Origin of the sequence: Actinomadura sediminis (genome assembly GCF_042675525.1) — a bacterium.
Taxonomy (GTDB): Bacteria; Actinomycetota; Actinomycetes; order Streptosporangiales; family Streptosporangiaceae; genus Spirillospora; species Spirillospora sediminis.
Window position 1 is genome coordinate 119,277 of sequence record NZ_JBHTJA010000007.1, and the last position, 16,306, is coordinate 135,582.

The following is a 16,306-nucleotide window of genomic DNA, read 5'->3' on the forward strand; positions in this document are numbered from 1 at the left end:
CGTCCCGTCACTCCGCCGACCGGGGAGCGTCGATCGTAGCCCCGTGCGACGCGATCGCGTCGCGATACCAGAAGGCGCTGTCCTTCCACGTGCGCTCGCCCGTCGGGTAGTCGACGTGGATCAGGCCGAAACGCTTCGCGTAGCCGTAGGCCCACTCGAAATTGTCGAGCAGCGACCAGGCGAAGTAGCCGCGGACGTCCGCGCCCTCGTCGATCGCGCGCCCGACGGCGGCGATGTGGTCGCGCAGGTACGCGACGCGGCGCGCGTCCCGGACGGCGCCCTCCGCGTCGACCTCGTCGTCGAACGCGGCCCCGTTCTCGGTCACCATCAGCGGCGTGCCCGGGTACTCGCGGTGCAGCCGCAGGAGCAGCTCCGTCATCCCGGTCGCGTCGATCGGCCAGCCCATCGCGGTGTACGGGCCCGGCTGCCCGGCGAATTCGATCTCCTCGCAGCCGACGAACGGCGTCGCCGCGCCCCGCCGGTGCCCGTCGGCGTGCTCGCGCGGCGACGTCCCGTCCCAGGTCCGGACGAGCGTCGGCGAGTAGTAGTTGACGCCGAGGACGTCGAGGGGCGCGGCGATCGTCGCCTCGTCGCCGTCGCGGACGAACGACCAGTCGGTCAGGCCCGCGGTGTCGGCCAGGAGGTCGCCCGGGTAGCCGCGGCCGAGCATCGGGTCGAGGAACACCCGGTTCGACACCGCGTCGACGCGCCGGACGGCCTCGTCCTCGCCGCGCAGGTGGTGCAGGTTCAGGGTGACGGAGTGCCGCCCGGACGCGACCCGGCGCAGGGCCGAGTTCGCCAGCCCGTGCGCCAGGTTGAGGTGGTGCGCGGCTTTCAGCGCGTCCACGGGGTCGGTGCGGCCCGGGGCGTGCACGCCGGACGCGTAGCCGAGGAACGCCGAGCACCACGGTTCGTTCAGCGTCGTCCAGGTGTGGACGCGGTCGCCGAGGGCCGCGCCGATCATCTCGGCGTAGTCGTGGAAGCGGAGCGCGGTGTCGCGGGCGGGCCAGCCGCCGGCGTCCTCGAGCTCCTGCGGGAGGTCCCAGTGGTAGAGGGTCGCGACCGGCGCGATGCCGTGGTCGAGGAGTTCGTCGACCAGCCGGGAGTAGAAGCCGATCCCCTTCGCGTTCGGCTCGCCGCCGGGCATGACGCGCGACCAGGAGATCGAGAACCGGTACGCGCCGACGCCGAGCCGGGCCATGGCCGCGACGTCCTCGCGCCACCGGTGGTAGTGGTCGGTGGCGACGTCGCCGGTGTCCCCGTTCAGCACCTTGCCGGGGGTGCGGCTGAAGGTGTCCCAGATGGACGGCGCGCGGCCGTCCTCGGCCGCCGCCCCCTCGATCTGGTAGGACGCCGTGGCCGTGCCCCAGAGGAACCCATCGGGAAACCCCATCAGTCCTGCCCTTCTTCCAGCGTGATGACGACTTCGTCCCCGGACGCCTCGACGAGCACGCCCCCCGGGTGCCCGGCGGCCGTACCGCCCCGCACCGCGGCGGCGCGCGCGTTCACGAGCAGCACGTTCCACGCCCCCGCGCCCGCGGCCGTCACGCGGACGGCCGAGCCGTCGCGCGCGGTGGTGAACGTCGCGTCCCCGACCCTCGTGACGACCCGCGCCCCGTCCCCGATGCCGGTGCGGGGTTCGTACACGCGCAGCGTGACGCCGTCCGCGTGGTCGTAGTCCGGACGGTCGTCGACCGCGCCCTCGGGGACCACCGCGCCGGGGCGCACCAGCAGCGGGACGCTGCCGAACCCGTGCGTCTCCCGCACCCAGCGGCCGCCCGCGACCCGCTCGCCCGTCGCGTAGTGCGTCCACACGCCGTCCGGCACGTAGTACGCGACCGTCCCGTCCTGCGAGAACACGGGGGCGACGAGCAGGTCGTCGCCGAGCATGTACTGGCGTTCGAGGTGCGTGCACGCGGGGTCGTCCGGGAACTCCACGACCATCGCGCGCATCATCGGCGCGCCCTCCTCGTACGCCTGCCGCGCGGCCCCCGCCAGGTACGGCATCAGCCGCATCTTCAGCTTCGTGAAGGTGCGCAGGACGTCGACCGACTCCTCGTCGAACAGCCACGGCACCCGGTAGGAGCGGCTGCCGTGCAGGCGGCTGTGCGACGACAGCATCCCGAACGCGATCCACCGCTTGAACAGCGCCGGGTCGGGCGTGCCCTCGAACCCGCCGATGTCGTGGCTCCAGTAGCCGAACCCGGACATGCCGAGGGACAGGCCGCCCCGCAGGCTCTCCCCCATCGCCTCGAACGTCGACTCGCAGTCGCCGCCCCAGTGCACCGGGAACCGCTGGCCGCCCACCGTGGCGGACCGGGCGAACACCACCGCCTCGTCCTCACCGCGCCTCTTCTGCAGCAACTCGAACACGGTCTTGTTGTAGAGGTACGCGTAGTAGTTGTGCGCGCGCTCCGGGTCGGACCCGTCGTGGTACACGACGTCCGTGGGGATCCGCTCGCCGAAGTCGGTCTTGAAGCAGTCGACGCCCATCTCCAGGAGCGCGTCGAGCTTCGCCGTGTACCATTCGCGGGCCTCGGGGTTGGTGAAGTCGACGACCGCGAGGCCCGGCTGCCACTTGTCCCACTGCCACACGTCGCCGTTCGGGCGCGTCAGCAGGTAGCCGTTCGCGCGGCCCTCCTCGAACAGCGGCGACCGCTGCCCGATGTACGGGTTGATCCACACGCAGATCTTGAGGCCGCGCTCCTTCAGCCGCCGCAGCATCCCCGGCGGATCGGGGAACACGCGCGGGTCCCACTCGAAGTCGCACCACTGGAACTCGCGCATCCAGAAGCAGTCGAAGTGGAACACGCTGAGCGGCAGGTCGCGCTCGGCCATCCCGTCGATGAACGACGTGACGGTCGCCTCGTCGTAGGACGTCGTGAACGACGTCGACAGCCAGAGCCCGAACGACCAGTCGGGCAGCTTCGCCGGGCGTCCCGTCAGCGCCGTGTACTTGCGCAGGATCTCGCGGGGCGTCGGGCCGTAGATGACGAAGTACCGCATCGACTGGCCCTCGACGCTGAACGACGTCCGCGTCACGACCTCCGACGCCACCTCGAACGACACGCGCCCCGGGTGGTCGACGAACACCCCGTAGCCCGCGTTCGTCAGGTAGAACGGCGCGTTCTTGTAGGCCTGCTCGCTCGCGGTGCCGCCGTCGGCGTTCCACGCGTCCACCGACTGCCCGTTCTTCACCAGCGGCCCGAACCGCTCGCCGAGCCCGTACACGACGTGGCCGACGCCGAGGTCGAGCTGCTCGCGGACGTAGTGCCGCGCGCCCGCCGGCCAGCGCTCGTCCGTCTCGATGATCGCGGCGGCCTTCGGTGCGCTGCCGGTGAGCCGGCGCCCGTCCGCGAGGAAGTCGACGCCCCACGTCCCGTCCCGCCGGACCCGCACGGTGAGCGCGCCGGACGTCAGCGTCGCCGCGTCCCCGCCCTCGGGGGCGTCCACCACCACGTCGGGCGAAGCGTCCGCCAGCTCGAACGCGGGGCCGCGGTCGCGCTCCCCCGCGAAGTGCGTGAGCGTCACGCCGATGACGTCCGGCATCGGCGACGACGCCGTCACCGTCACCACCGGGCCCTTGAGCAGGTCGCCGCGGTGCCGGATCCGCTGGACGGGCGCGTGCACGGTGAGCGAGTCCGGTCCGGCGTCGACGTCGAGGACCTCCACCGGATGACTCGCGTGCACACCTTCGCGCATCATCCAGTAGCCGTCGCTGAACTTCATTACTTGACTGCTCCTGCCGTGAGTCCGCGCGAGAGCGTGCGCTGGAAGATGAGGAAGAAGACGACGGTCGGGAGCAGGCCGAGCAGCGAGGCGGCGCTGGACATCGTGGCGTCCATCATCCGCTGGCCCTGCAGGACGCCGAGCGCGACCGAGACCGTCTGGTTGTCGTTGGAGATCAGGAAGACCATGGGGATCAGGAACTCGTTCCAGGTCCACACGAAGAAGAAGACCATCAGCACCAGCAGCGTCGGCCGGATCACCGGGACCACGACCCGCCACAGGATCTGGAACCGGCCGGCGCCGTCGATGCGGGCGGCCTCCAGCAGCGGGCGCGGGAACGCCGACAGCACCGACGACAGCAGGTAGGTGCCGAACGCGCTCTGGATCACCGTGAACACGATGATCACCGCGATGCGGGTGTCGTAGAGGCCGAACTCCTTGGACAGGTAGTACAGCGGGTAGACCAGCGCCTCCTGCGGCAGCGTGTTCGCCAGGAGCAGCAGGACCAGCACCCACATGCGGCCCTTGATGCGGCCGATGCCGAGCGCGTACGCGTTCAGGACGGACAGCAGAACCGCGAGGACCGCCACCGACCCGCTGATCACGGCGCTGTTGACCAGCACCTGCCCGAAGTCGGTCCGTTCCCAGAACGCGCGGACGCCGTCCAGGTAGATGCCGTCCGGCGGTGCCAGGGGGCCGTTGGCCGAGTACTCCTGCGGGGTCTTCAGGGCGTTGAACAGCACGACGACGAACGGGATCAGCATGATCCCCGCCATCGCGATCAGCGCGACCAGCACCGCGTAGGCGGCCGGGCCGCGGCGGCGGCGCCGGCGGGCGGGCGCGTCCGGACGGTCCCGGGCCGGCGTGCGGGTGCGCTTGGTGAGCGTCGCGGTCACCGGTCCTCCCCTTCCAGCTCGCGTCCCTGCGCCCGCAGGAACACCACGGTCAGCGCGACGATCACGAGGGTCAGCACGGTCGCGATCGCCGAGCCGTAACCCACGTCCTGCTTCTCGAAGAAGCTGACGTAGGAGTAGTAGGACGGCACGTTGGTCGAGCCGCCCGGACCGCCCTTGGTGAGGACGAAGATCTGCGGGAACGCCTTCAGCGCGGCGATCGTCGTCCACAGCAGCACCACGAAGATCTCCGGGCGGATCTGCGGCACCGTGACGTGCCAGAACCGGCGGGCCCACGACGCGCCGTCGATCTCCGCCGCCTCGTACAGCGACGGGTCGACCCGCTGCAGGCCGGACATGAAGATCACGAGCGGGAACCCGATCTGCGTCCAGACCATGACGGCCAGGACGGACCACAGCGCCGTGTCCGGGTCGCCGAGCCAGTTCTGCGCGAGGGAGCCGAGGCCCACGGCCTCCAGCAGCGCGTTGACCGCGCCGTCGTCGGGGGCGAGCAGCCAGCTCCACACCACGCCCGCGATGACGACCGGCAGCACCTGCGGCAGGTAGATGCAGGCGCGCAGGACGGCCGCGGTGCGGGACCCGAAGTGCCGGTCGATCAGGTCGGTCAGCGCGCCGGCGAGCACCAGCCCGATCACCGTCGGCACGATCGCCATCCCGACGATCACGAGGACGTTGTTGCGGAAGGAGGACCAGAACCGCTCGTCCCCCATCAGCTCCTTGTAGTTCTCCAGGCCCACCCACTCGGGGCTGCCGACTCCCGACCACTCGGTGAAGCTGGTCCCGATGTTCATCAGGAACGGGACCCCGATGACGCCGGTGAACAGCAGCAGCCCGGGCAGCAGGTAGGGGAGGTAGGCGAGCCGGCCGCCGAGGCCGCCGGCCCGCCCGGACGTCCGTCCGCTCATTCCGGCAGGCCGTCCTCATAGGTGGTCTGCAGGGTGGAGAGGGCCTCCTTCGGGTCCTCGCCGTTCATGATCCGCTGCGTCTGCGCGACCAGGGCGTCGTAGAAGCCCGCCACCGGCCAGTCCGGGTAGTAGGCGAGCTTGTCGCCCTCGGCCAGCTCGTTGAAGTCCGCGATGAGCTGCTTGGACTTCTCGTCGGTGATCGCGGCCGGGTCGGCCGCGATCGGGATGCCGCCCGCGTTGCCGAGCTGGTTCTGGATGTGCTTCTGCAGCGTGATGTTGATGAAGTCGTAGGCGAGTTCCTTGTTCTCGGAGCTCTCCGGGACGACCCACAGGTTGCCGCTGGAACCGAGCGTGAACTTGGCCTCCGGCCACACGAACGTGCCCCAGTCGAACTTCGACTCCGCGTTGACGCGGCCGAACCACCAGCTACCGGAGAACATCATCGGGTACTCGCCCTTCATGAAGGCGACCCCGGCCTCCTCGGCCTTCTGCCCGACGGTGTTCTTGTCGACGTAGCCCTTCTCGACCCACTCCTGGAACGTGGTCGCGCCGTGCGTCCACGCCGGGTCGGTGAAGCTCACCGGGCCGGTGTAGCGCTGCAGGTTGTCGATCCAGGTGCGGTCGGCCCGCGAGAGCGCGTGCTGGTAGACGAACTGGTGCGCCATGTACTCGGCGCCCGCGTTGGTCAGCGGCGTGACGCCCTTGGCGACGAACGCGTCGAGCGCCTCGGTGAACTCGGCCATCGTGGCCGGGACCTCGACGCCGTGCTTCTCGAACAGCTCCTTGTTGTAATAGACCATGACGTACTCGGCGTAGTTCGGGACGCCGAACCACTTGTCGCCGCCCATGACGCCCTTGTCGTCGTACTTGGCGGTGACGGCGACGTTCGGGCTGATCAGCTTGTCCCAGCCGCGCTCCCGGACCTCGGCCGTCAGGTCGGCCAGCAGGCCCTGGCTCGAGAGCTGCCCGGCGGTGGCGTTGCCCTTGTTGTACTCCATGATGTCGGGGGCGTCGTCGGAGTTCAGGACCATCGAGGCGGTCTTCTGGATCTGCTCGAAGCCCTTCTCCTCGAACTCGACCTCGACGCCCGGGTGGGTCTTCTCGAACTCCTTGATCGCCGCGTCCCACGCGACGCCCATGGCGCTGTCGGGGGACTCGTAGTGCCAGAGCCTGAGGACGTTCGGGTCGGACTCGGCGTCGCCGCCGCCGCAGCCCGCGAGCGCGAGGGCGCTCGCGGCCACCGCCGCGAGCAGGGCCGCGCCCCTGCCTGCCTTCATCATGGATGTTCCTCCGGGGGTGGAACGGAGTCGGGGTCCGGGTGCCGGAGTTCCGGGTGTCGGAGTTCCGGGGGACGTTCGAGGGGTGTCGTGGGTCGGGTCGTGCCATCGGGAGGTGCCGCTCAATCGAAGCGTTTCGATTAAGCGGCGTCGAAGCGCTTCGATTGCGGGGATGCTAGCCCCGGGGGCCGGGGCCGCACAATAGTTCGTGCCGCGTCAATTTCCGGATCACGCTCGTGACCTGGGCGAACTTTCTGGGAGCGCTCCCAGTTCGGCGGACCTCAGCGGCAGCGCGCGCCGTTCAGCACGAACCCCTCGGGCGTCCCGGCTCCCCCCGCGCCGCTCCCGAGGAAGCCGAACTCGACCGTGCCGCCCGGCGGGATCGAGCGGTTCCAGTCCGCGGGCGTGACCGTCACGGCGGAGCCGTCCTGCACGGGCGTCCCGTTCCACAGCTGCGTGACGGACTGCCCGTCCGGCAGCTCGAACCCGAGCCGCCAGCCGTCGATCGGGCCGTCGTCGAGGTTGGTGATCCGCACCGTCGCCTGGAATCCCTCCGGCCACGTCCCGTCGACCCGGTACGCGACCTCGCACGCCGCGCCCCGCGCGGCGGCCGGCGGCTCCCCGCCCGTCCCCGCCGACGGCGCGCCCGCCGGCGGCTCGTCCGGCGACAGCACCGCCACCAGCACCGCGCACAGCACCGCCGCGCCCGCGACGGCGTCCGCGACGACCAGCGGCCCGCGGGACGTCGCGGGCCCGTCGGCGTCCGCCGGAGTGGCGGGCCCCGGGTCCGGGAGCGGGTCGTCGAGGACGCGGGTCCGGTCGTGCCGTCCCGGTCCCGGCGGCGGGACCGGGGCGGGGTCCGGATCGTCCGGCATCGCGCGCGGGAGCCGGACGCCCGCGAACCCGGCGAGCGCGCGCGCCGCCTCCGCCGCGCCGGGACGGGCGCCGGGGCGCGGGTCGGTGCACCGGCGGCACAGCGCGGCTAGGTCGCCGGGCACGTCGCCGGGCACGTCGGCGGGCAGGTCCGCGGCCTCGGGCGGGCCGCCGGTGAGCGCCTGCCGGAGCACGATGCCGAGCGAGAAGACGTCCGCGGCCGGGGACGGCGGCGCGCCGGCCGGGAGCTCGGGGGCGGTGTAGGCGGGGGTGCCGAGGACCGGCCCGCCCCCGGGGTCCGGTCCGGTGAAGGCGATGCCGAAGTCGAGGACCTTCACGGCGACCGGCGTCAGGAAGACGTTCGCGGGCTTGATGTCGCGGTGGACGACGCCGGCGGCGTGGGCGGCGGCGAGGGCGTCCGCGATCATCGCGCACACGGCGGCCGCCTCCCGCCACGGCAGCGGGCCGCGCGCCAGCCGGTCGGCGAGGGACTCCCCGTCGAGCAGTTCCATCACGACGTACGGGACGCCGCGGTGCTCGCCGTAGTCGTGGACGCCGGTGATGTTCGGGTGGGCGAGCCCGGCGGCGGCCTGCGCCTCCTGCCGCAGCCGCCGGGTGAACTCCTCCGGCCACCCGTCGCGGGGCACCTTGACGGCGACCGGACGGTCCAGGACCAGGTCGTGGGCGCGCCAGACGGTGGCCATGCCGCCGCTGCCGAGGAGCGCCTCGATGCGGTAGCGCTCCCCCGGCAGGTCGCCCGGGCCGACGGTCTCCGGCATGCCCGCAGCCTATGCCGGCCGCGATCGTCCCTGGTCGGGGCGGCGGGCTCGGCGGAGGCGGACCGCGAGTGCCGGTGCCGCCGAGACGGCGGCGCGGATCGGGGGCCGGGTCAGGGGACGAGGTGGTGGGTGTCGCGGGCGTCGGTGATCGCCATGTGCCCGGGGGCGTGGCCGATCGCGAACTTCGGCCGGGACGCCGCCACGGCGGCCTGGGGGGTGACGCCGCACGCCCAGAACACCGGGACCTCGTCCACCCGGACCTCGACGGGATCGCCGTAGTCGGGGCGGCCGAGGTCGGTGATGCCGAGTTCGAGCGGGTCGCCGACGTGCACCGGCGCCCCGTGGACGGACGGGTAGCGGGCGGTGACGCGGACGGCGTCGGCGACCTGGGCGGCGGGCACCGGGCGCATCGACACGACGAGCGGGCCGCCGAACTCGCCCGCGCGCCGGCAGGTCCGGTTCGTCCGGTACATCGGGACGTTCACGCCCTGCTCGACGTGCCGGATCGGGACCCCGGCGTCGGCGAGGGCCGCCTCGAACGTGAAGCTGCAACCGATGAGGAAGGAGACGAGGTCGCCGCGCCAGTACTCGGTGACGTCGGTGACCTCGGCGACCGGCTCGCCGTGCTCGTACACGATGTAGCCGGGCAGGTCGGTGCGCAGGTCGCCGGGGAAGATCGGGGCGGAGACGGCGCCGGGGTCGGTGACCTCCAGCAGCGGGCACGGCTTCGGGTTGCGCTGGGCGAACAGCAGCAGGTCGTACGCCTGGTCGCGGGGGACGGCGATGAGGTTCGCCTGCGTCCGCCCCGTGCACCAGCCGGCGGTGGGGACGCGGAGCCCGGCGCGGAACAGCGCGCGGGCCTGATCGGGGGTCAGCGCCCCCGGGTCGAGGGGGACGGTCTGGGTCATGGAGGTGCCTTCCTGAGGTCCGGCGCGGGGACGGGACGGAAGCGGAGCCGCTGCCCGGGGCGGGCCTGGGCGGCGCGCCCCACGTCGGCGGCGGCGACGACGGCGACGACCGGGTAGCCGCCGGTCAGCGGATGGTCGGCGAGGAACAGCACGGGACGGCCGGACGGCGGGACCTGCAGCGCCCCCGTCACCATTCCCTCGCTGGGTAGTTCGCCCCGTTCCGCGTGGTTCAAACGCGGGCCGTCGAGCCGCATCCCGACGCGGTCGGTCTCGCTGGTGACCTCGAACGTCCCGGTGAACAGCGCGTCGAGGGCGCCGGGGACGAACCGGTCGTCCCGGGGGCCGGGGACGGCGCGCAGCTCGACCGTCCCGGCGGGCGGCGGCGGGACGGGCAGGACGTCCAGCAGCGGCGGGGCGTCCGGGGGCGGCCCGACGGGCAGGACGACGCCGGGTTCCAGCGGCGCCGGGCCGAGTCCCGACAGCGTGTCGGTGGCGCGGGACCCGAGGACCGGCGGGACGTCGACGCCGCCGCGGACCGCGAGGTAGCTGCGCAGCCCGGACGGCGGCGCGCCGAGCCGCAGCTCGGCGCCGTCCGGGACGTGCAGGACGGCGTTCGGCGGGGCGGCGCGGCCGTCCAGGACGAGCGGGGCCGGGGCGCCGGTGACGGCCGCGAACACGCCGCCGCGGCAGCGGACCCGCAGGCCCCCGAGGGTGACCTCGATCGCGGCGGCGCCCTCGGGGTTGCCGAGCGCCCGGTTCGCGAGCCGCAGGGACGCGGGGTCGGCGGCCCCGGACGTCCCGACGCCGAGCGCCGCGTGCCCCCGGCGGCCGAGGTCCTGCACGGTGGCGAGCGGGCCGGTGGCGAGGACGTCCAGGAGCCGCTTCACGGGGCCGCCTCGACGAACCGCACGTGCACGCCGGGCCGCAGCAGCGCGGGCGGATCGCGGTCGAGGTCCCACAGCGGGACCCGGGCGGACCCGATGAGCTGCCAGCCGCCGGGCGACTCGGCCGGGTAGACGCCGCTGTACCGCCCGGCGAGCCCGACCGCCCCCGCGGGGACGCGCACCCGCGGGGTCGCGCGGCGCGGGACGTCCAGCCGGGGGTCGCCGCCGTCGAGGTAGCCGAACCCGGGCGCGAACCCGGTGAACGCGACCCGCCAGGACGCGGCGGTGTGCGCGGCGACGACCTCGCGGGGCGTCAGGCCGGTCAGCCGGGCGACCTCGGGCAGGTCGGGGCCGTCGTAGGTCACGGGGATCTCCACGGTGCCGCCGGTCCCGGCCGCCGCGCCGGGACGCGCGGTGCGCACGGCGTGGGCGACGGCGGCCGGGTTCGCGGCGGGGTCGAGCAGGAGCGTGAGGGTGCGGGCCGCCGGGACGATGTCGGCGACGCCGGGCGGCGGGCGCTCGGCCAGCGCCGCGTACAGGGCCATCGTCTCCGGCGGGCCGGGGAGTTCGACCAGGAGGGCGGCGTCGCCGCTCGGCAGGATCCGCACCCGCGCCTCACCCCCAGAGCTCGTCGAGGCCGGACAGCGCGTTCCAGCCGAGGTACAGGGACAGCAGCCAGGCGGCGACGCCCAGCACGAGCAGCCACTTCGGGAACCGGTAGCCGCCGAGGAGGTCGCGGCGCCGCGCCGCGACCCACAGCACGACCGCCAGCCCGAACGGCAGGATCAGCCCGTTGAGCGCGCCCGCCAGGACCAGCAGCTTCGCCGGGGCGGTGCCGAGCAGCAGGTAGATCACGGTGGACACGGCGATGAACGCGACCACGATCCGGTTGCGGTGCTTCTCGATGAAGGACGAGAACGACACCAGGAACGACACCGACGTGTACGACGCGCCGATCACCGAGGTGATGGCGGCCGACCACATGATCAGGCCGAACACCCGCAGTCCCGCCTCCCCGGCGGCGTGCTCGAACGCCGACGGCGCCGGGTTCGCCTCCGCGAGCTTCGCGCCGCCCGCGACGACGCCGAGCACCGCGAGGAACAGCAGCACCCGCATCAGGGCGGTGACCAGGATGCCGGTGATCGCGCTCCGGTTGATGCGCGAGACGTGCTCCGGCCCGGTGATCCCGGACTCGATCATCCGGTGCGCGCCCGCGTACGTGATGTACCCGCCGACGGTCCCGCCGATCAGCGTGGTGATGATGAGGAAGTCGATCTCCTCGGGGGCGGCGGCCTGCACCAGGGCGTCCCCGAGCGGCGGGTCGGACACGATCGCGACGTACAGCGTCATCAGGATCATCACGCCGCCGAGCACGACGACGATCCGGTCCATCGCGATCCCCGCGCGCTTGCTCAGGAAGATGGCGATGGCGACGAGCGCCGACACCGCTCCGCCGATCTTTACGTCCAGGCCGAACAGCGCGTTCAGCCCGAGCGCCGTCCCGGCGATGTTGCCGATGTTGAACACGAGGCCGCCGAAGACGTCCAGGGCCGCCAGGGCGTAGCCGCCGCCGGGCACGACGCGGTTGCCGAGGTCCTGGGCGCGCCTGCCGGAGACCCCGACGACGCGCCACACGTTGAGCTGGATCGCGATGTCCACCAGTACGGACACGACGATCGCGAACGCCATCGCGGCGCCGAGCTGGGCGGTGAAGACGGTCGTCTGGGTGATGAAACCGGGGCCGATGGCGCTGGTGGCCATCAGGAACATGGCGCCGATGACCGCGCCGCGCCGGGATCGGTCCGGCGGGGCGGGGGTGGCGTCCACGGTGGTGGAGTCGGTCATGGTCTGGCCCTTCGGGGGTGCGGCTTTCCGCAAGCGTAAGGATTGTTCAACAATCCAGCAATCCCCTTGTGGACCCATTCCGCTAAGCTGATCTCGTGACGTGGCTCGATGACATCGCGGCGGCCCGCCACGAGCTGGACCGCTCCAGCACCGCCGCACGGGTCGCCGACCTGCTCCGCGACCGGATCACCGACGGCGCGCTCGTCCCCGGCGCCCGCCTCCCCGAAGAGGACCTGTGCCGTGCCGCGAAGGTCTCGCGCAACACGATGCGCGAGGCGTTCCGGCTGCTCGTCCAGGAACGCCTCCTGGTCCACGAGTTCAACCGCGGCGTGTTCGTCCGCCGCGTCGGCGCGGACGGGCTCTCCGACCTCTACCGGGTACGGCGGATCCTGGAGTCCGAGGGCGTCCGGTGCGCCCACGCGGCCGGACCGGACGCGCTCGACCGCGTCCGCGCGGCCGTCGAGGACGGCGAGGCCGCCGCCGCGGACGGCCGCTGGCCCGACGTCGGCACCGCCGACATCCGCTTCCACCAGGCCCTCGCGGCGCTCGTCGGCAGCCCGCGGGTGGACGAGATGATCCGCCACCTGATGGCCGAGATGCGCCTGGTGTTCCACGAGATGGGATCGCCGCGCGAATTCCACGAGCCGTACCTCGCCCGCAACCGCCGGATGTACGACCTGCTCGCGGCCGGCGACCACGAGGCGGCCGAACGGGAGCTGCGGTCCTACCTCGACGACGCGGAGGCCCAGCTCATGCGGGCCTACCTCGAGAAGGAGCGGCCGGACGTCACGGTGCGTAGTTCATGACGTGGTCGTGCAGCATCCGCGGCGCCTCGGGGTCGCGGCGGCGGAACGCCTCGATCAGCTCGGCGTGCTCGGCCGACTTCGAGTAGATCTCGGTGTGGTGCAGCCGCAGCGACAGCGTCGTCCACAGCTCGATGCCGAGCCCCTCCCACACCGACACCAGCAGCCGGTTTCCGGCCGTCTCGACGATCTCCCGGTGGAACGCGATGCTCAGCCGCATCTGCGCATGCAGGTCGCCCTCCCGCGCCGCCTCCGCGAGCCGCCGGTTGTGCTCCTCCAGGGCGTCCAGCCGCTCGCCGATGCGCGGGAGCGCCAGCTCGACGGCCGTCCGCTCGAGTCCGGCGCGCACCGGGAAGATCTCGGCGAGGTCCCGCTCGGTGAAGTCGCGGACGCGCGCGCCCCGGTTCGGCAGCGACTCGATCAGCCGCTGCGCCTCGAGCTGCCGGAGCGCCTCCCGCACCGGCCCCTGGCTGACTCCCAGCTCGGACGCGATGCGGCGCTCGACGATGCGCTCCCCCGGCTCCCAGCGCCCGGCGCTGATGCCCTCCACGATGAACTCGCGGATCTGATCGGCGAGACCGGTGCGGAGCAACTGGGCGGGAGTGGGCGCGTTCACGGTACTGCATCGTAGTCCTACGCGCGGTAAGTAAAGCTTGACCGGGGACCGTCCGGGCGGGAGGTAAGCAGGTCTTGACGAGGTAGAATATGATCGATCATAGATCAATGATGATCGGTGAGCGTCGTGGCGATCCTACGGCGTTACCCCCGAGTTAGGAAGGTCGCCGATGGCTGAGACGACCAGGCCGGCCGGCACCGCCGCCCCGGCCCGCACCCGCAGGACGCGCGCCGCCAAGGCGTCCGGGCGCAAGACCGCCGCCGAGGCGCCGCCCGCGCCGGACGCGGACGTCCCGTCCGGCACCGCCGGCGCGGACGCCGACGCGGAGACGCTCATCGGCTACTACCGGCAGATGCTGCTGATCCGCCGGTTCGAGGAGCGCGCCGCGCGCGCGTACACCGAGGCGAAGATCGGGGGCTACTGCCACCTGAACCTCGGCGAGGAGGCCACGGTCGTCGGGCTGATGGCGGCGCTGCGGCCCACCGACTACCTGTTCACGAACTACCGGGAGCACGGCTACGCGATCGCGAAGGGCATCGGCCCCGACCGCGTGATGGCCGAGCTGTACGGCCGCTCCACCGGCGTGTCCAAGGGCTGGGGCGGGTCCATGCACATGTTCGACAAGGAGGCGCGGCTGCTCGGCGGCTACGGCATCGTCGGCGGGCAGGTCCCGCTCGCGACGGGCGCGGCGCTCGCCGTCGGCTACAAGGGCGGCGACGACGTCGTCATGTGCCAGATGGGCGACGGGACGACCGCGATCGGCGCGTTCCACGAGTCGCTGAACATCGCCGGGCTGTGGGACCTGCCCGTCGTGTTCGTCGTGATCAACAACGGGCTGGGCATGGGCACCACCGTGGAGAACTCCTCGGCCGAACCGGAGCTGTACAAGCGCGGCGCCGCGTACCGGATGGAGTCCGCGCGCGTCGACGGGACGGACGTCGTCGCCGTGCGGGACGCCGCGGTGCTCGCCGTCGAGAAGGCCCGCGCGGAGAGCCGCCCGTACCTGCTGGAGACGGTCAGCCCGCGGCTGAAGGGCCACTCGGTCGTCGACCCGGCCCGGTACCGGTCGAAGGAGGAGAAGGAGACCCTCAAGGCCGCCGACCCGCTGGCCCGCATGGCGCTGGACCTCGCCGACCGGGGCGTCCTGACCCACGACGCGCGGGACGCGCTGGACGCCGAGGTCACCGCGGAGGTCGACGCCGCCGCGGCGTTCGCCGACGAGAGCCCGGCGCCGGACGTCTCCACGCTGTTCGACTACACCTACGCCACCCCGGTCCCGGGCGAGCTGCGCCGCCTGCCCGCGGACCCCGTATTCAGTTCCTGAGGAGCCGTCCATGGCAACCGTCACCTACCGCCAGGCCCTCCGGGACACGCTCCGCGCCGAGATGATCAGGGACGAGAACGTCTTCCTGATGGGCGAGGAGATCGGGCTCTTCGAGGGCTCGTACAAGATCACCGAGGGGCTGCTGAAGGAGTTCGGGCCGCGCCGGGTGCGCGACACCCCGATCGCCGAGGAGGGGTTCGTCGGCGCCGCGATCGGCGCCGCCATGCTGGGCCTGCGCCCGGTCGTGGAGCTCATGACGATCAACTTCTCGCTGCTGGCGCTCGACCAGATCGTCAACCACGCGGCGAAGATCTACGGGATGTTCGGCGGCCAGACCAGCGTCCCGATGGTCATCCGCACCCCGGGCGGCGGCGGGCAGCAGCTCGGCGCCACCCATTCGCAGAACGTCGAGCTGTTCTACTCGTTCATCCCGGGTCTGAAGGTCGTCGCGCCGAGCACGCCCGCCGAGGCGTCCGCCATGCTCAAGGCCGCGATCCGCGACGACGACCCGGTGCTGTTCCTGGAGAACCTCGCCCTCTACAACAGCAAGGGCGAGCTGCCCGCCGCCGTCGAGGACGTCGAGCCCGCGCAGATCGGCCGCGCGGCCGTCACCCGGCCCGGCACCGACATCACGCTGATCGGCTACTCCCGGATGGCGCGCGTCGCCACCGAGGTCGCCGAGACCCTCGCCGGCGAGGGGATCTCCGCCGAGGTCGTCGACCTGCGCAGCCTGCGTCCGCTGGACCGCGCGACGATCGTGGAGTCCGTCCGCAGGACGGGCTGCGCCGTGGTCGCCGAGGACGACTGGCTGACCTACGGCATCGGCGCCGAGATCGCCGCGACCGTCCAGGAGGGCGCCTTCGACTGGCTGGACGCGCCGGTGCGGCGCGTCGCGATGGCCGAGGTGCCGCTCCCCTACGCCAAGTCCCTGGAGTCGGCGGCGCTGCCGTCCGCCGCGTCCCTGCTCACCGCCGCCCGCGACACCCTCCGCGCGACCGGCCGGCTCGCCGCCCTGGAGACCGCTTCATGACCGAGATCCTCATGCCCCGCCTCTCCGACACGATGGAGGAGGGCGTCATCAGTTCCTGGCAGAAGCAGCCGGGCGACGAGATCGCGGTCGGCGACGTCCTCGTGGACATCGAGACCGACAAGGCGGTCATGGAGTACGAGGCCTACGAGGCCGGCGTGCTCGAGAAGATCCTCGTCGGGGACGGCGAGACGGCGGCGATCGGCGCACCGATCGCGGTCGTGGTGCCGAAGGGCGCGTCGTCCGGCGCGGCACCGGAGGCGGCCCCCGCGCCCGAGCCGAAGACCGAGGCCGAGCCGAAGGCCGAGGCCGCGCCCGAGCCGAAGGCGGAGGCCGCGCCCGCTCCGGCGGCGACGCCGGAGGCTCCCGCCCCGGCGCCGCGGCGGACGGGCGCGTCCTGCCCGCCCGCGTCGCCGCTCGCC

Annotated in this window: 15 protein-coding genes; 4 read left to right on the forward strand and 11 right to left on the reverse strand. The window is 72.8% G+C overall.

What is annotated here, in order from left to right; all coding sequences use genetic code 11:
* Window positions 1-7: 7 nt before the first annotated feature.
* From ACFQ11_RS06535 to ACFQ11_RS06580, 10 genes are all read right to left on the reverse strand, one after another.
* A complete protein-coding gene (locus ACFQ11_RS06535; protein ID WP_378296959.1) occupies window positions 8-1,393 on the reverse strand; it encodes a GH1 family beta-glucosidase in 1,386 nt (461 codons plus the stop codon).
* On the reverse strand, window positions 1,393-3,729 hold the full coding sequence (gene yicI / locus ACFQ11_RS06540; RefSeq protein ID WP_378296960.1) for an alpha-xylosidase: 2,337 nt from the start codon (window positions 3,727-3,729) through the stop codon (window positions 1,393-1,395). The genes ACFQ11_RS06535 and yicI overlap by 1 nt, the downstream gene beginning before the upstream one ends.
* The gene (locus tag ACFQ11_RS06545; protein ID WP_378296961.1) at window positions 3,729-4,625 is read right to left on the reverse strand and encodes a carbohydrate ABC transporter permease; all 897 of its coding nucleotides are present in this window, start codon (window positions 4,623-4,625) and stop codon (window positions 3,729-3,731) included. The genes yicI and ACFQ11_RS06545 overlap by 1 nt, the downstream gene beginning before the upstream one ends.
* A complete protein-coding gene (locus ACFQ11_RS06550) occupies window positions 4,622-5,548 on the reverse strand; it encodes a carbohydrate ABC transporter permease (RefSeq protein ID WP_378296962.1) in 927 nt (308 codons plus the stop codon). The genes ACFQ11_RS06545 and ACFQ11_RS06550 overlap by 4 nt, the downstream gene beginning before the upstream one ends.
* The gene (locus tag ACFQ11_RS06555; RefSeq protein WP_378296963.1) at window positions 5,545-6,825 is read right to left on the reverse strand and encodes an ABC transporter substrate-binding protein; all 1,281 of its coding nucleotides are present in this window, start codon (window positions 6,823-6,825) and stop codon (window positions 5,545-5,547) included. The genes ACFQ11_RS06550 and ACFQ11_RS06555 overlap by 4 nt, the downstream gene beginning before the upstream one ends.
* 281 nt (window positions 6,826-7,106) lie before the next feature.
* Window positions 7,107-8,477: a protein kinase domain-containing protein gene (locus tag ACFQ11_RS06560; RefSeq protein ID WP_378296965.1), complete on the reverse strand. Its 1,371-nt coding sequence runs from the start codon at window positions 8,475-8,477 to the stop codon at window positions 7,107-7,109.
* A 110-nt stretch (window positions 8,478-8,587) separates the two neighbouring features.
* On the reverse strand, window positions 8,588-9,385 hold the full coding sequence (locus tag ACFQ11_RS06565; protein ID WP_378296966.1) for a putative hydro-lyase: 798 nt from the start codon (window positions 9,383-9,385) through the stop codon (window positions 8,588-8,590).
* Entirely contained in the window at window positions 9,382-10,272 is an 891-nt protein-coding gene (locus ACFQ11_RS06570; RefSeq protein ID WP_378296967.1) for a 5-oxoprolinase subunit C family protein, read from the reverse strand. Before ACFQ11_RS06570 ends, ACFQ11_RS06565 begins: the two co-directional genes overlap by 4 nt.
* Window positions 10,269-10,877 (reverse strand): 5-oxoprolinase subunit B family protein, encoded by a 609-nt coding sequence (locus tag ACFQ11_RS06575; RefSeq protein ID WP_378296968.1) that lies wholly within the window; start codon window positions 10,875-10,877, stop codon window positions 10,269-10,271. The genes ACFQ11_RS06570 and ACFQ11_RS06575 overlap by 4 nt, the downstream gene beginning before the upstream one ends.
* Window positions 10,878-10,884: 7 nt before the next feature.
* Window positions 10,885-12,114, reverse strand: coding sequence for an NRAMP family divalent metal transporter (locus tag ACFQ11_RS06580; RefSeq protein ID WP_378296969.1), 1,230 nt, complete (start codon window positions 12,112-12,114; stop codon window positions 10,885-10,887).
* A 95-nt stretch (window positions 12,115-12,209) separates the two neighbouring features.
* Here ACFQ11_RS06580 and ACFQ11_RS06585 point away from each other — a divergent pair, with 95 nt between their 5' ends.
* Entirely contained in the window at window positions 12,210-12,920 is a 711-nt protein-coding gene (locus ACFQ11_RS06585; protein WP_378296970.1) for a GntR family transcriptional regulator, read from the forward strand.
* On the opposite strand, the gene ACFQ11_RS06590 is transcribed toward ACFQ11_RS06585, so the two are convergent.
* Window positions 12,901-13,533 carry a GntR family transcriptional regulator gene (locus ACFQ11_RS06590; RefSeq protein WP_378296971.1) on the reverse strand — a complete coding sequence of 211 codons (633 nt, stop codon included), beginning with the start codon at window positions 13,531-13,533 and terminating at the stop codon, window positions 12,901-12,903. The two genes, ACFQ11_RS06585 and ACFQ11_RS06590, sit on opposite strands and share 20 nt — an antisense overlap.
* A 169-nt stretch (window positions 13,534-13,702) precedes the next feature.
* Between ACFQ11_RS06590 and pdhA the strand changes: the two genes are divergently transcribed.
* From pdhA to ACFQ11_RS06605, 3 genes are all read left to right on the forward strand, one after another.
* Window positions 13,703-14,857 (forward strand): pyruvate dehydrogenase (acetyl-transferring) E1 component subunit alpha, encoded by a 1,155-nt coding sequence (pdhA, locus tag ACFQ11_RS06595; protein WP_378296973.1) that lies wholly within the window; start codon window positions 13,703-13,705, stop codon window positions 14,855-14,857.
* 10 nt (window positions 14,858-14,867) lie between these two features.
* Window positions 14,868-15,887, forward strand: a complete 1,020-nt coding sequence (locus tag ACFQ11_RS06600; RefSeq protein WP_378296974.1) for an alpha-ketoacid dehydrogenase subunit beta — start codon at window positions 14,868-14,870, stop codon at window positions 15,885-15,887.
* Window positions 15,884-16,306, forward strand: a 423-nt coding sequence (locus tag ACFQ11_RS06605; RefSeq protein WP_378296975.1) for a biotin/lipoyl-containing protein, incomplete at its 3' end; no start/stop codon positions are given. The genes ACFQ11_RS06600 and ACFQ11_RS06605, both read left to right, overlap by 4 nt.

Coding starts and splice junctions, on each gene's coding strand:
- ACFQ11_RS06535 (WP_378296959.1), bottom strand. CDS start 1,393: ATGGGGTTTCCCGATGGGTTCCTCTGGGGCACGGCCACGGCGTCCTAC.
- yicI (WP_378296960.1), bottom strand. CDS start 3,729: ATGAAGTTCAGCGACGGCTACTGGATGATGCGCGAAGGTGTGCACGCG.
- ACFQ11_RS06550 (WP_378296962.1), bottom strand. CDS start 5,548: ATGAGCGGACGGACGTCCGGGCGGGCCGGCGGCCTCGGCGGCCGGCTC.
- ACFQ11_RS06555 (WP_378296963.1), bottom strand. CDS start 6,825: ATGAAGGCAGGCAGGGGCGCGGCCCTGCTCGCGGCGGTGGCCGCGAGC.
- ACFQ11_RS06560 (WP_378296965.1), bottom strand. CDS start 8,477: ATGCCGGAGACCGTCGGCCCGGGCGACCTGCCGGGGGAGCGCTACCGC.
- ACFQ11_RS06565 (WP_378296966.1), bottom strand. CDS start 9,385: ATGACCCAGACCGTCCCCCTCGACCCGGGGGCGCTGACCCCCGATCAG.
- ACFQ11_RS06580 (WP_378296969.1), bottom strand. CDS start 12,114: ATGACCGACTCCACCACCGTGGACGCCACCCCCGCCCCGCCGGACCGA.
- pdhA (WP_378296973.1), top strand. CDS start 13,703: ATGGCTGAGACGACCAGGCCGGCCGGCACCGCCGCCCCGGCCCGCACC.
- ACFQ11_RS06600 (WP_378296974.1), top strand. CDS start 14,868: ATGGCAACCGTCACCTACCGCCAGGCCCTCCGGGACACGCTCCGCGCC.